The sequence below is a fragment of the Streptomyces sp. NPDC102406 genome (assembly GCF_044765725.1).
GTDB lineage: Bacteria > Actinomycetota > Actinomycetes > Streptomycetales > Streptomycetaceae > Streptomyces.
In genome coordinates this window covers 665,869-679,054 of the sequence record NZ_JBIWKP010000001.1, presented here as the reverse complement: position 1 = coordinate 679,054, position 13,186 = coordinate 665,869, and the positions used below count along the sequence as shown (strand labels likewise).

Genomic DNA, 13,186 nt, shown 5'->3' with positions numbered 1-13,186 from the left:
ACCCGCACCGCGGGCAGGAAGCACGCAGGCCGGATATGGGTGTGGCTCAATACGGTCGGTGCGGGTCCTGCGGATTCGTGCTGGTCGGTCCGTACGACGGCGGCGGACCGTACGAAGGATTCGGCTGTGCGACGTGTCCGGATCCGGCCGCCTGCTTGCGGCGGCGCACCACGGCGAACCCGACCACCGCGGCGACAACGACCAGGCCGCCCACCCCGCCCGCGACCCACGCCACCGGACTTGACGAGCCGCTGTCCTTCGGGGCGGACGTCTTCTCCTTCGTGCCGCCCCCGGCCGGTGCGGACGACGGCTTGCTGCCCGCCTTCACCGGGAAGTCCGGCAGCGGATACGTGTCGGCCGGACCCGGGTCGCCGGGATTGGTCAGCGCGACGCGCGGGCGGACGATGCCGTAGCCGATCGCATCCGTGCGCTTCGCCCCGTCGACCGGGGCGCCGATCGTGTTCAGCATGACGCGCAGCACCTGGTTGTTCGTCCACTTCGGGTGTGCGGACCAGATCAGGGCTGCGCTGGCTGACGCGAGCGCGGTGGCGTCACTGGTGCCGTGGGACCGGCACAATCCTGTGCCGCCTCCGCATGCTTCGATCATGTCCTCGCCGGGTGCGGCCATGTCGACCTGCGGACCGTACTCTGACTCCGTTGTCCGCTTGAGGTCTTTTCCGACAGCGGCGACGCCTACGACGCCCGGAGTTGCGGCCGGATACATGACCGAGTTCCCTTCGTTGGCGTCGTTTCCGACGCCCGCGAAGACCAACGCCCCTTTGTCGAGCGCGTACTTGACGGCCTCGGTCAACTGCGTCCCACCGAGCGTGGATGCCTGGGAAATGTTGATGACCTTGGCACCCTCATCGGCGACGTAACGGATCGCCTCGGACGTTGCCTTGACGAATACCTTGTCGCCTTCCGCCTGTGAGAGCGCGTCGGAGAAGGGCAAGCGGACAGGGAGAATCTCTGCTCCGGGAGCAAGTCCGAATGCACCAGTCCCTCCGGGGCGGGTACCGGTGCCAGCGATGAGTCCGGCCATGCCGGTGCCGTGGCCGTCATAGTCGGTGTGCTCGTCGCCCGGCTTCTTCGGGGCCAGGTCCTTGCCGGGCAGAACCTGCCCCTTGAGGTCGGGATGGTTCGCATCCACCCCGGTGTCGATGACGGCGACCGTCACGCCCTTACCGGTGCTGGTCTTCCACATCTGCTCGGCCTTCATGGCGTCCAGGAACCATTGCTGGTCCCGGGCCGACTCCGCGTGGGCGGACAGGGCGGAGGCGGCCAGGAGCAAAGCGGTTCCGGCGGTTACCGCCGTGCGGCGGGCGAGAGAGCGGGGGCTGGGCATGGGGAGGGGAATCCGTTTCCTGCGAGGCGAGTCAGTCGACGGTGGGGGGCACGATACGGCGTCCGTCCGGCAGCCAGGTCTCCTCGTCCTCGGTCACGAACTCCGGACGCTGGTCGCGGCGGTCCTGCTTACGGCGCTTCTTGTTGTCGCGCTGAGCCGAGCCCGTTCCACCAGCGATCCCATCCCGAGAAACCGGGGCCTTTCCAGGTACGGCACGCTCACCCGAGGCCGTACGAGCGTTGCGCTGCGCCGGCGGCGCACCCATGACGCCTCGGCTCTGCGCCGAACTGCGTCCTTCGGGCACACCGGCCTGCCCGCGTCCCGCTACCGGCCGTCCGGTAACCGGCTCGGAAGCGGAAGTACCAGCCCGGCCACCAGCCCGCCTGGTGGGCAGCGCACGACCGCCCGCCTGAGTACCGCCAGGAACAGCGCGCCCGGTGCCAGCTCCCGTGCGGCCACCTGCTGTGGTGCCGCCTGCCGGTTCGCTGCCAACGACAGTGCCGCGATACGGCGTCGTCCTGCCCGTCTGCTGCTGAGTCGGACGGCCCCCGGAAATTTCTCGGGTAGTGCCGCCCGGCGCCCGCCCGTACGGGTCGGAGGGCATCGCACGGCCTCCGGTGGCCGTGCGGCCTTCCTCGAGGCCGGGCATGCCCGCTCGCGGACGAGCGGTTCCCTGCCCCGGTCCGGAAGGGCGCGCAGTGCCATACGTACGGCCCTGGCCCTCATTGGGCACCGGCCCGGACGGCAGCTTCGTACCCGAGACGGGACCGGTGCGCCCCGCCGTGCCCCCGAGCGTGGGCGGCGGAACAGGGACGTTCGGTCCACTCTGACCCGCGGTACCCGGACCCTGCACAGTCGGCGTGACAGAGGGCCCGGTAGTGCGCGTATCGGGGAGGGTTGCGGCGGAGTCGATGCTGGTGTGCGGGACGCTGGCGGCGGGCTCCACATGAGGCGTGCGGCCCGCTGTCACCTCTCCACCGTGGCCCGGCACCGTGCTCTGTTGCGTCTGGGGCGCGGCGCCCGCAGACGCGCTGGCAGTGTGCCCTGGTGTTGCGGCCGGCGCAGCGGGAGAAGAACCCGAGCCGGTTCTGCCAGGGACCGCGACATGCTCGGAGGCGTCGACCTGCTTCTGGCTGTCGGGCACGATCGCCTTCGGCGGCGGCGGGATCGTCGGCTTCTTCAGCGCCGTGATCCGCTCCGCCGACTGCTGATAGGACTGCCCCAGCTTGGTCATCTCGTCGGCGGTCTGCTGGCGCACCTGCTCCTTCTGTGCGGTGGCCTTCGCCAGGATGCTGCTCGAATCCGGGTCGTGCGGCGCGGCCTTGGCCGCATCGATGTTGGCCTGTGCCCCACCGTCAGTACGAGGTACCGACGCCTTCGTACGGGCGATCGCGTCAGCGGCATGCGAGAGGTACATGCCGGATTCGGCGGCGTAGTCGGCGACCCGCAGCGTGGCGTTGGCGAAGTCACCGCTCCATGTGCGGAAGGAGTCCGCGCCCTGTCCCTTCCACTCCACGTACTGCGGACGGGTCTTGAGCTCACCGGCGATCTTCTCGATCTCCTTGGCCGCCGCGAGAAACCGGTCGGCCCCGGCCTGCACGGTGCCGGGGTCGGCCTCATCGATCCAGGCCAGCATCTCCTCATGCGACATGTTCGCGAACGGATCCACGCCCATCAGATGTCACCCGCCGTGCCGCTGCCCGATGCCTCAGGCGACGGCTTCGCACGGTCCTGCCCGGCTCCGTGCTCGCCCGCCTGCCGGGGCAGATCAGGCCGGTACTCGCCGCCGAAGTTCTTCTTCGCCTCCGCATGAATGGCGTTGAGCCGGTCGCGGACATCCGCATCCACGTTCCCGTACCCCTGGTGAGAGGCGAGTACCGCCAGTCCCATGCCCTCGATCGAGTCCGAGACCAGCTTCGACAGCTCCTCCAGCGACTCCACCACCGTGGTGTGCGCGGTGTGCAGCGCGTCAGCCGGACTCCACCCTGAGGCCCCGCCGTAGCTCGCCCGGGTCGGCTGGTCCATGCCCACCTGATGCGCGCTGGCCGGAGACTGCTTCAAGTCATGGATGAGCTGGTCGATACGCTTTTGGAACTTCGTGAACGACGTCAGCTCCGTCATCACGTCCGCGGTAGCGCCCGCTGCGTCCTGCGCAGCATTCTTCATCGCGTCGAACGCACCCGACGCCCAAGAGCCGTTGTCCCCCGTGGACATCTGCCCTCCTCCAACGCATCTCGTGGCCTACACGCCAACTACCGTGACAGTAGTGGCGTCCTACCCTGCGACACCTGAGTACTGGTACTCAGACGCCCTCCCCGCAAATGAAATGGCGTGTAGCCGTCCCCCACCGTCCGAAGTGACTCGGCGGGTTCCGTCCCGAGCCGCTCGCGCCCGCGCCCGCCCACTGGACCGGGTCCGCTCCCCCACGACCTGAACGCGGAGGAACGCACCGCAGGGCTCGGCGGACACCGCCTTCCTGCCCCGGGACGGAACCCACTTAGCAACCCCGAGCCGACCACTGGCCAAGCCGGACGGGGAGTGCCGCCTCTCCGGGCTCGGGGGATGGTGAAACCCGGAAGGGCGACGTCGAGGGGGCGGGCTCCGGGGCCGGAACAACGGCGAACGGCTGACGGGGACAGCCTCAGTGGTCTCCGGCGCCGTCAAACCGGCCTTTTGGAGGCTCACGATCAGTTGCGAATGAGCACGCTCGCCGATCTGTGATTCCCCCGGCTTCCGCCGGGCCCCGAGATGGCGCGCAGGAGCTTGGCCGTCTTCTGCGCAGGCTCTGCGGAGGTCGTGCGCGTTCTTGGCCCGGAACGGTGCTTCCCATCGTTGGCGCCCGCAAGAGCGGTCGACTCGCCTTGATGGGCGGCCTGATATGTGAGGCACCCAGCGGACACGCTGAGACTTACACAGACGAGCCCGAGACCCATGGCGGTGATCACGGGGTAGGCGATTGCATTCATTACGGTCACTGTCCTGGGTGCACGCGCCCCAAAGCCCCCGCATCCTTTCCAATCCTCGGATGCGGCACGTCCCGTAGGCTGGCGCCGCAGATCAGACGGCATGTAGGGGCCCAGGGGCCGGAGGGTTGGAGATCATGACCGAGCGCAGGCCGATCGAAGCGTGGCTGACCGACATGGACGGCGTCCTCGTCCAGGAGGGCGTACCGATCCCCGGCGCCGACCGGTTCCTGAAGAAGCTCCAGGATTCGGGCAAGCCGTTCCTGGTCCTGACGAACAACTCGATCTACACGGCCCGCGACCTGCAAGCCCGGCTGGCCCGCATGGGCCTGGAAATGCCGGTCGACAACATCTGGACCTCAGCCCTCGCGACGGCGCAGTTCGTCGACTCCCAGCGGCCCGGCGGCTCGGCGTACGTGATCGGTGAGGCCGGTCTGACCACCGCCCTGCACGAGGTCGGCTACACGATGTCCGACGTCGACCCCGACTACATCATCTTGGGCGAAACGAGGGTGTACTCGTTCGAGTCCATGACGAAGGCCGTGCGTCTCATCAACGCGGGCGCGAAGTTCATCTGCACCAACCCGGACCAGACCGGCCCCTCGGCGGAAGGCCCACTGCCGGCAACCGGCTCGGTGGCCGCCCTGATCGCCAAGGCCACCGGCAAGGACCCGTACTTCATCGGCAAGCCGAACCCGCTGATGATGCGTCACGGACTCAACAAGATCGGCGCCCACTCCGAGAATGCCGCGATGATCGGCGACCGGATGGACACCGACGTCCTGGCGGGTCTTGAGTCCGGCATGGAGACGTTCCTCGTCATGACTGGTCTGAGCAGCCGGGACAGCATCGAGCAGTACCCGTACACGCCGACGCACGTCGTCGACTCCATTGCGGACCTGATCGACCTCGTCTGACACCCCGTTCCCCTGTAACGCAGAAGGCCCCTCGGTCCGCTGCGACAACGGTGTTTCCAGTGGGCTGAGGGGCGCCGGGACGACTCTGTGCCGACGCCCCACAGCCTAATCAGGGATGACTGATCTTCACCCCGTCGATCGTCCAGAACCAGTTGTTGCCGCCGGTGTACCGGAACCGCACCTTCGCCCTGGTCACACCCGCGGGCACGGACAGGGTGACGGTCTCGGTGCGGGAGGGGACGTCCGCCGTGTACGTCTTCACGAGGGCCGGGGTCCCGCCGTCGTAGGAGACGAGCACCTCGCCCTTCTGCAGGGACTCCTGGCGGTAGAAGGTCGTGTACGCGAGGGTGGCGGGACGGCCGCCCGTGACCGGGAAGTCCGGGCTGACCAGGGTCGAGTCGTACGTCCCCGAGACCGTCCTGTCGGACCATTCGTCGCCGTCGGCGACCGCGAAGACGTTCCGGGCGCGGACGTTGCACTCGCGCTGCTGGTCGCGTTCGGCCCCGGTCCAGAACTCGTCCGTGGTGAACGTCCAGCCGCGCCATTCGGTGACCCCGCCGCCGCCCATCGCGGAGTTGTCCACGGACCAGCCGTCGGGCGGGGTGTGGGTGAAGCCGCGTACGCCCGCGCCGATGCCGGTCTCGTCGACGGGACCGCCGAGCCGGGCGCGCAGGCTGTCGAAGTCGTCCGGCACGGGCTGCTGGAGCGGGCGGCCGTCCAGTCCCCAGGCCGGGTCGAGGGCGATGCCGAGGTGGGCGAGGGCGGTGGCGGCGACGTCCGGCATCTTCACGTCGTAGCGGGTCGAGCCCGCGGCCGTGGTCCCGCCGACGGCGATCAGGAACGTCTGCCGCTCGGGCCAGGTCGAACCGCCGTGGCCGCCCGCGTCGGTGTGCCCGTGGTCGGCGGTGACGAGGATCAGCCAGTCCTCACTCCCGTACGTGGGCCGGGAGGCGACGGCGTCGACCATCTGCCCCACCTGGGTGTCGACGCCGTGGATCGCGTCGAGGTACTGCCTGCTCGCGGCGCCGTAGGTGTGGCCCGCGTGGTCGACGTTGTCGAGCTGGACGAAGACCGCGTCCGGGTCGGCGTCGCGGAGCCGGGCGACGGCCCGGCCGGTGGTGCCGGTGTCGTACTCCGCGCTCGGTGTGGAGACGCGGGTGTCGACCGCGGCCGAGAAGACCGTGTCCGTGAGCGGTGCCCAGGAGGAGACGGCGTACGTCGTCAGGTCCGGCTTCGCGGTCTCGGCACGGGTGAGGAAGTCCGGGTACCGCGCGAACCTGTGGCCGGTGAAGGTGTTGTCCTTCACGTTGTGCTTGTCGGGCCAGACGCCGGTGATCAGCGTCGACCAGCCGGGGCCCGACATGGTGGGCGCCATCGGGTCGGCGTAGATCGAGCTGGGGGCGGTCGTGCCCGCCGCCATCAGCGCCTTGAGGCGGGGTGCGTCGGCGTCCTTGATCCTGTTGAGCAGCGTGCCGTCGAGGCCGATGACCAGCACCTTCGGGGTCCTGGCTGCGGCGAGTGCGGTGCCTGCCCGCGGACCGGCCACGGTGAGCGTGGCGGCTCCGGTGACCGCGGCGGCGAGGAGCGTGCGGCGGGACATGCCGTGATGGGACATTTCTTCCCTGTCTTCGGGTGAGGGGTCACACAGGCCTTAGCCGCCGGTCGCGGACTTCCAGTCCTGCACGTAGGACCGGAGGTGGGCGGCCATGTCGTTCCAGTCCGGTTCGAAGATCTCGACGCCGTCCATGATCTTGGCGAGTGCGCGGGCGTTCTCGTCCGTGGCCTTGACGTCGGTGCGGGCCGCGAAGCCGCCGCCGATGGCGCTGACCTCCTGCTGCTGCTCGGTGGCCAGCATGAAGTCGAGGAGCTTCTTGCCGTTCGCGGTGTGCGGGGCGTTCTTCACGAGGCCGGCCGCGTACGGGAGGGCGAAGGTGGTCGGCCTGCCGCCGCTCGCCCTCGGGAACCAGATGCCGAGGTGGGGCATGTCCTTGGACCGGGCGTGGTTCATCTGCACATCGCCGTTGGCGACGAGGAGTTCGCCCTTGTCGACCTTGGGGGCGAGCTTGCCGGTGGACGCGGACGGGCCGACGTTGTTGGCCTGGAGCTTCTTCAGGTAGTCCATGGCCTGCTGTGTGCCGCCGAAGTCGTGCATGGCCTTGACGAGGACGGCGGTGCCGTCGCCCGCGACGCCCGGTGTGGAGTACTGGAGCTTGTTCTTGTACTTCGCGTCGAGCAGCTCCTCCCACGTGGTGGGCGCCGTTTTCAGCTCCTTCTTGTTGTGGATGAAGCCGAAGTAGTTGTTGACGACGGAGGTCCAGGTACCGTCGGCGGCCTTGTCGGCGCTGTCGACCCGGTCGGCGCCCGCGGGCGCGTAGGAGGCCAACAGGTGCTTTTCAGCGGCCTGTTGGATGAAGGGGGGCAGGGTGACGAGGACGTCCGCCTGGGTGTGGGACTTCTCCCGGACGGCGCGTTGCACCATTTCGCCGGAGCCGCCCTCGACGTACTCGACCTTGATGCCGGTCTTCCTTGTGAAGTCCTTGAAGACCCGGTCGTACCAGCCGTCGCCGTTCTCACCCTTGAGACCGTCGGCGCTGTATACGGTGACGGTCTTCTCGTCGGCGGCCGAGGAGCTGCCGCCGCAGGCCGTGAGGCCGGTCGCGAGCAGGAGGCTGCCGGTGGCGGCGGCGACCGCGGTGAGCGTGTTGGTGCGCATGGCGAGGTGAACTCCTAGCGAGAGCAGGGGCGTTGGGGTGCGTCAGCGGTACGAGGCTTTGGTACGCAGCCGTGCGACGGCGAGCAGCACGAGGAGCGTCGCGGCCATGAGGGTCACCGCGATTGCGGATCCGGTGAACAGTGCGCCCCGGTCGGTGATCGCGTAGATCTGTACCGGCAGCGGCATCCAGTCCGGGGGGTAGAGCATCATCGTGGCGCTCAACTCGCCCATGGACAGGGCGAAGCAGAGGCCCGCGGCGGCGTTCAGGGAGGGCAGCAGCAGCGGGAGTCTGACCTTCCACAGGACGTACGCGGGGCGGGCGCCGAGGGAGGCCGCGGCCTGTTCGTACGCCGGGTCGAGCCGGGTGACGGCGGCCGAGACCGACTGGTGGGCGAAGGCGGTGACGAGGACGGTGTGGGCGATGACGACGATCCAGCGGGTGCCGTTGAGGAGCATCGGCGGCTTGCTGAACGCGACGAGCACGGCGAGGCCGACGACCACGGACGGTACGGCGACCGGCAGCATGAACAGGGCGTCCATGGCGCGGCGTCCCCGGTCGCGCAGGGCCGCCGCCGCGAGTGCGGCCCAGCCGCCGACGAGGAGGGCGCCGGACGTGATGCCCAGGCCGACGCCACACAACCCACTCGACGCGCTCGGCGCCGTCCTCTCAGCGCTGCTCGCCGCGCAGACGCCTGGCTCCCACGACCAGAGCGCCGCCGCCGCCGAGAAGGGCACAGGACGTGCCGCCCAGGCCGACGCCACACAACCCACTCGACGCGCTCGGCGCCATCCCCTCAGCGCTGCTCGCCGCGCAGACGCCTGGCTCCCACGACCAGGACGCCGCCGCCGACGAGAAGGGCGCCGGACGTGATACCCAGGCCCGCGCCGCACAACCCGCTCGACCCGCTCGACGCCGTCCTCTCAGCGCTGCTCGCCGCGCAGACGCCTGGCTCCCACGACCAGAGCGCCGCCGCCGACGAGAAGGGCGCCGGACGTGACGCCCACACCGACGCCACACAACCCACTCGACCCGCTCGGCGCCGTCCCCTCAGCGCTGCTCGCCGCGCAGACGCCTGGCTCCCACGACCAGAGCGCCGCCGCCGACGAGAAGGACGCCGGACGTGATGCCCAGGCCGACGCCGCACAACCCGCTCGACGCGCTCGGCACCATCCCCTCAGCGCTGCTCGCCGCGCAGACGCCTGGCTCCCACGACCAGAGCGCCGCCGCCGACGAGAAGGGCGCCGGACGTGACGCCCACACCGACGCCACACAACCCACTCGACCCGCTCGGCGCCATCCCCTCAGCGCTGCTCGCCGCGCAGACGCCTGGCTCCCACGACCAGAGCGCCGCCGCCGACGAGGAGGGCACCGGACATGATGCCCAGGCCGATCAGCGCGCGGCTGCGACCCGTCTCGGCGAGTTGCCCGGCGACGGTCCGGCCCGGCCCGGTCGCGTCGTCGCCACCGTCACCACCCGCGTCGCCCTCGCCGTCGCCGTCGCCGTCACCACCACCGTCATCGCCATCGCCATCGGCCGCGACGATGTCGAAGGGGTAGTCGTCGGACTCCCCCACCCAGTCGCCGTCGTCCCCCCGGCGCTGGACGAGGGCGGCGGTGGCGACGACGCGGCCCGGCAGGGTGTCGGGGGTGAACGCGAGCCGGACCCGCACGGTGACCTTCTGGCGCGGGCCGACCGAGAACCCCGGGAAGCCGTCGTCGAGGACGCCGACGTGGTCCCCGTGGCCGGTCTTCTCGAACCGCACCGGGCGCCAGCGCGTGCCGTCGGAGAACTCCAGCCGGATCTGCGCGGACCGCAACCGGTGGCGCCGGTCGGCGAGGACGAGGACGGAGTGGAGGGCGCCGCAGCCGACGCGGGTCGTGTTGGTGAGGTCGAGCGCCCAGGTCCGGCGGTCGCCGCCCGCGCGGTAGACGGTCGGCGGCGCCTCGTGGATCTTGGTCGCGATCGGGAAGTCACGGCCGTCCGCCGCGGCCTGGCACGCCTGCCCGGCTCGGTCCGCCCGGAGCGCGTGCCCCGCGTACGCCGAGGCGGGTCCCGCGGGCAGGAGGGCGACGGTGGCGGCGGCGGTGAGGTGTGCGGCGGTGGCGATCGTGCGGCGCAGACGCATGAAGGGCCTTTGCTGGTCGCGGAGTCGGACGACCGGCGCGGTCCCGCGGGCACGACGGCCGTGGCCCAGGAATCTGCCACGGACGCCCGGCACGGCGGCCGGGACACGGCCGCGTACGGCCCGATGGCCGCCGAATCCCCCACGATCAGCTCACTTTCGGGCCGGTTCGGGTTGCGGCGGCGCTCAGCTCGGTGAGGCCGCTCGCCCGCGCCCGAAGAGGGGGGCGAGGATCAGTTGCGCGGCGCCTTCGACGACCAGGGTCGCCCCGCCGGGCGCGGCGCGTACCGGTACCGGGGGGCCGCCGCCCTCGCGCCGCGCGCGGGCGTCGAGCACCCGGGCCACACCGCGTACGAACCGCTCCTCGGCGGCGAGGACGGTCCGGCCGCCCAGCAGCACCGCGTCGATGTCGAGCAGACCGACCAGGTTCCCGGCGCCCTCCCCGAGCACCCGCGCGGCCTCGTCGAGACCAGAGCCGTGATCGGCGTCGTCGCCGTCCGTGGCCCCCGCGACCGCCGCCAGGCACAGCGCCTCGACGCAGCCGCGGTTGCCGCAGTCGCACAGCGGGCCGTCCAACTGGATGACCTGGTGGCCGAACTCGCCCGCCCCGGTGCGCGCCCCGCGGTAGAGCGCGCCGCCGAGCACGAGCCCCGCGCCGAGCCCGGTGCCGAGGTGGAGGTAGGCGAAGGAGCGCTCGCCGTCTCCCGCGGCGCCTTCGAGGGCGAGGCCGAGCGCCGCCGCGTTCGTGTCCTTGTCGACGACGACGGGGAGTCCCAGCCGCTCGGCGAGCGCGTCCCGCAGCGGGAACCCGTCCCACTGCGGAAACCCGGTGACCCGGTGCAGCACCCCGTCGGCATGGTCGAGCGGGCCCGGCACGGCGACACCCACGCCGAGCACGGCCGCGCCGCCCTTCCCCTCGCCCCGGGCCTCTGCTCCGCGGCCAGAGGCAGCCGCGCCCGCGTCGAGCAGCGCGTCCACCTCGCAGGCGGTGGCGGAGAGGACCGCGTCGGCGCCCGCGCCGAGGTCGAGCGGGGAGCAGCGGGCGGCGACGACCGTGCCGGCCAGGTCGGTCAGGACGGCGCGCAGCTCGTCGCGGTCCAGGTGCAGGCCGACCGCGTACCCGGCGCCCGCCACCAGGCGCAGCACGGTGCGCGGCTTGCCGCCGGTGGAGGCCCGGCGGCCCGCCTCCACGGCGAGCCCTTCACCGCGAAGCCGGGCCGTGATCTTGCTGACGGCCTGCGGGGTCAGGCCGGTGCGCTCGGCGATCTCCAGGCGGCTGATGCCGGCCTCGCCCGCCGTGCGCAGCAGGTCGAGCACGAGGGCGGCGTTGTGCCCGCGCAGGGCGGTCAGGTTCACGCCCGCGGTGGGCCTTACGTGGGTGTTCACCTGTCCATTGTCCCCCGCGCTTGCACTTTGGCAACACCGTTGCTTAAGTGGATGCATGACTGGTAACCGCTCCCCGCTCAAGGTGGGCCTCGTCGGCTACGGCCTGGCGGGCTCCGTCTTCCACGCCCCGCTGATCGCCGCGACCGAGGGCCTGACGCTCGACACGGTCGTCACCTCGAACCCGGAGCGGCAGGCCCAGGCCCGTGCCGAGCACGGTGACGGGCTGCGCTTCGCGGCGTCGCCGGACGAGCTGTGGGAGCGGGCCGACGACCTCGACCTCATCGTCATCGCCTCCCCGAACAAGACGCACGTGGCGATCGCGACAGCCGCCCTGGGGGCGGGCCTGCCGGTCGTCGTCGACAAGCCGGTGGCGGGCACGGCGGCCGAGGCCCGCGAGCTCGCGACGCTGGCCGACGAGCGCGGCCTGCTCCTCTCCGTCTTCCAGAACCGCCGCTGGGACAACGACTTCCTCACCCTCGCATCCCTCCTCGACGGCGGCGACCTGGGCGACGTGTACCGCTTCGAGTCCCGCTTCGAGCGCTGGCGTCCGCAGCCCAAGGGCGGCTGGCGCGAGTCCGGCGACCCGCAGGAGATCGGCGGCCTGCTCTACGACCTCGGCAGCCATGTCGTCGACCAGGCCCTGGTCCTCTTCGGCCCGCCCGCCTCCGTCTACGCGGAGTCGGACGTGCGCCGGGCGGGCGCGGAGGCGGACGACGACACGTTCATCGCGATCACGCACGCGAACGGGGTCCGCTCCCACCTCTACGTCTCCGCCACCACGGCCCAGCTCGGCCCCCGCTTCCGCGTCCTCGGATCCCGTGCCGGGTACGTGAAGTACGGCCTCGACCCGCAGGAGGCCGCCCTGCGCGAGGGTGAGCGCCCGGTGACCGGCAAGCCGTGGGGTGTGGAGCCCGAGTCGCTCTGGGGCCGGGTCGGCTCCGGGGAGTCCCCGCTGACCGGCGGTGGCCGCCCGCAGCCCACGCTCGACGGCGACTACCCCGCCTACTACGCCGCTGTCACCGCGGCCCTGCGCGACGGCGCCCCGAACCCGGTGCCCGCCACGCAGGCCGCCGACGCGCTCGACGTGCTGGAGGCGGCCCGCCGCTCGGCCCGCGACGGTGTGACGGTGACGCTGTGAGCGCCCCGGAGAAGACCGCCACCCCGGACATCCCGACGCTGGAGGAGCAGGAGCGCACCCTGGTCCTGCCCTCGTTCACGTACGAGGACGCGTGGGCGCTCGGGACGCTCCTGGTCGAGCTGGCGCGCGAGCGGCAGGCACCGGTCGCGATCGACATCACATGCGGCGGGCAGCAGTTGTTCCACGCGGCGCTGCCCGGCTCGACGCCGGACAACGACGCGTGGATCGCCCGCAAGCGCCGCGTCGTGGAGCGCTACCACGCCTCCTCGTACCTGGTGGGCAGCCGTTTCCGCGCCAAGGGCACGACGTTCGAGGACTCCTCCCGCCTGGACCCGGACGCCTACGCGGCCCACGGTGGCGCGTTCCCGCTCCGCATGAGCGGCGCGGGATTCGTCGGCACGGTCGTCGTGTCCGGCCTTCCCCAGATCGAGGACCACGCGCTGGTGGTGGAGGCGCTGACCCGCTTCACGTCGGGCACCTGACAGCGCCGGGCGCCAGGGCCTGTCTTCACACTCCCTCCCCCCAGCCTCCGGCCGGGAGGTGCCCCCAGCCCCGCGACGTCTGGCACGCTCCCCAAGCTCTCCGAGCACGGGGGGACCC

General features: G+C 71.4%; 12 protein-coding genes. 3 read left to right on the top strand and 9 right to left on the bottom strand.

The window, feature by feature from the left end:
• Positions 1-46: 46 nt before the first annotated feature.
• From mycP to ACIRF8_RS03245, 3 genes are read right to left on the bottom strand one after another with little or no spacing between them, the layout of a single operon-like run.
• Positions 47-1,345, bottom strand: a complete 1,299-nt coding sequence (gene mycP, locus ACIRF8_RS03255) for a type VII secretion-associated serine protease mycosin (RefSeq protein ID WP_404210307.1) — start codon at positions 1,343-1,345, stop codon at positions 47-49.
• Between the two features lie 31 nt (positions 1,346-1,376).
• On the bottom strand, positions 1,377-3,020 hold the full coding sequence (locus ACIRF8_RS03250; RefSeq protein ID WP_404210305.1) for a hypothetical protein: 1,644 nt from the start codon (positions 3,018-3,020) through the stop codon (positions 1,377-1,379).
• Complete coding sequence (locus ACIRF8_RS03245) at positions 3,020-3,559, bottom strand: hypothetical protein (RefSeq protein WP_404210303.1); 540 nt, start codon at positions 3,557-3,559, stop codon at positions 3,020-3,022. Before ACIRF8_RS03245 ends, ACIRF8_RS03250 begins: the two co-directional genes overlap by 1 nt.
• Positions 3,560-4,445: 886 nt before the next feature.
• Between ACIRF8_RS03245 and ACIRF8_RS03240 the strand changes: the two genes are divergently transcribed.
• On the top strand, positions 4,446-5,225 hold the full coding sequence (locus ACIRF8_RS03240; protein ID WP_404210301.1) for an HAD-IIA family hydrolase: 780 nt from the start codon (positions 4,446-4,448) through the stop codon (positions 5,223-5,225).
• Between the two features lie 109 nt (positions 5,226-5,334).
• Here the strand turns inward: ACIRF8_RS03240 and ACIRF8_RS03235 are convergent, their stop codons facing one another.
• The 6 genes from ACIRF8_RS03235 to ACIRF8_RS03210 form a co-directional block, all read right to left on the bottom strand.
• The gene (locus ACIRF8_RS03235; RefSeq protein ID WP_404210299.1) at positions 5,335-6,825 is read right to left on the bottom strand and encodes an alkaline phosphatase family protein; all 1,491 of its coding nucleotides are present in this window, start codon (positions 6,823-6,825) and stop codon (positions 5,335-5,337) included.
• Between the two features lie 51 nt (positions 6,826-6,876).
• Entirely contained in the window at positions 6,877-7,938 is a 1,062-nt protein-coding gene (locus tag ACIRF8_RS03230; RefSeq protein WP_404210297.1) for a 2-aminoethylphosphonate ABC transporter substrate-binding protein, read from the bottom strand.
• A 42-nt stretch (positions 7,939-7,980) separates the two neighbouring features.
• Positions 7,981-8,700 (bottom strand): ABC transporter permease, encoded by a 720-nt coding sequence (locus ACIRF8_RS03225; protein WP_404210295.1) that lies wholly within the window; start codon positions 8,698-8,700, stop codon positions 7,981-7,983.
• 286 nt (positions 8,701-8,986) lie between these two features.
• Positions 8,987-9,208, bottom strand: a complete 222-nt coding sequence (locus ACIRF8_RS03220) for a hypothetical protein (protein WP_404210293.1) — start codon at positions 9,206-9,208, stop codon at positions 8,987-8,989.
• A 32-nt stretch (positions 9,209-9,240) separates the two neighbouring features.
• Positions 9,241-10,065: a hypothetical protein gene (locus tag ACIRF8_RS03215; RefSeq protein WP_404210291.1), complete on the bottom strand. Its 825-nt coding sequence runs from the start codon at positions 10,063-10,065 to the stop codon at positions 9,241-9,243.
• A 183-nt stretch (positions 10,066-10,248) separates the two neighbouring features.
• Positions 10,249-11,448 carry an ROK family protein gene (locus tag ACIRF8_RS03210; protein ID WP_404210289.1) on the bottom strand — a complete coding sequence of 400 codons (1,200 nt, stop codon included), beginning with the start codon at positions 11,446-11,448 and terminating at the stop codon, positions 10,249-10,251.
• A 55-nt stretch (positions 11,449-11,503) separates the two neighbouring features.
• On the opposite strand from ACIRF8_RS03210, the gene ACIRF8_RS03205 reads away from it, so the two are divergent.
• Positions 11,504-12,586 carry a Gfo/Idh/MocA family oxidoreductase gene (locus tag ACIRF8_RS03205; protein WP_404210287.1) on the top strand — a complete coding sequence of 361 codons (1,083 nt, stop codon included), beginning with the start codon at positions 11,504-11,506 and terminating at the stop codon, positions 12,584-12,586.
• Positions 12,583-13,068 (top strand): heme-degrading domain-containing protein, encoded by a 486-nt coding sequence (locus ACIRF8_RS03200; RefSeq protein ID WP_404210285.1) that lies wholly within the window; start codon positions 12,583-12,585, stop codon positions 13,066-13,068. Before ACIRF8_RS03205 ends, ACIRF8_RS03200 begins: the two co-directional genes overlap by 4 nt.
• Positions 13,069-13,186: the final 118 nt, after the last annotated feature.